Annotated in this window: 1 pseudogene; it reads left to right on the top strand. The window is 70.8% G+C overall.

Annotated elements, in window-relative coordinates:
- Positions 1-655 (top strand): annotated as a pseudogene (locus tag HMPREF0178_RS20220) (FAD/NAD(P)-binding oxidoreductase); the annotation flags it as partial.

The following is a 655-nucleotide window of genomic DNA, read 5'->3' as shown; positions in this document are numbered from 1 at the left end:
GTCCGCGAATTCCGCCAGTCCCCCGGCTACCTTCCTCGGCGGCGCGAACGTCTGGCACCTTGCCCCGGGCCGGGCCTATGTCAGCCATCAGGGGACGAGCCACGTCATGCAGGCGCGGCAGATCCTCATCGCCACCGGCGCTATGGAGCGCCCCGTACCCCTGCCGGGCTGGACCCTGCCGGGCGTGCTCGGGGCCGGGGCCGCCGACGTGCTGCTCAAGTCCGCCTCCATGCTGCCCGAAGGCCCGGTCGTGCTGTGCGGCAACGGCCCGCTCATCCTCCAGACCGTCGTGCACCTGAAGCATTTCGGCATCCCCATCGCGGGCGTCGCGCTGACGGGCAGCCCCGCCAGCCTGTTCAAGGCCGCGCTGCGTATGCCCGGCGCGCTCCTGCGCCCGCAGTACCTGCTGCACGGCATGGGCATGGGCCTGCGCACCTTCTTCGGCGCGCCCTGCCACCCCGCCGCCAAGGACGTTTCCATCCGCAGGGACGGTGAAACGCTGACCGTGGACTTCACCAGCTTCGGCAAGCGCAAGTCCCTGCAAGGGACCGCCGTGCTCCTGCATGAGGGGGTTGTCCCGGAAACCCGCATCACCCGCCTTGCCCGCTGCCGCCATGCGTGGAACCCCCGCCAGCGTTACTGGCACGTCGAGACG

Origin of the sequence: Bilophila sp. 4_1_30, from assembly GCF_000224655.1 — a bacterium.
Lineage (GTDB): Bacteria > Desulfobacterota > Desulfovibrionia > Desulfovibrionales > Desulfovibrionaceae > Bilophila > Bilophila wadsworthia.
Note: the sequence above shows the minus strand (reverse complement) of the source record. Positions and strands in the feature narration are given on the sequence as shown.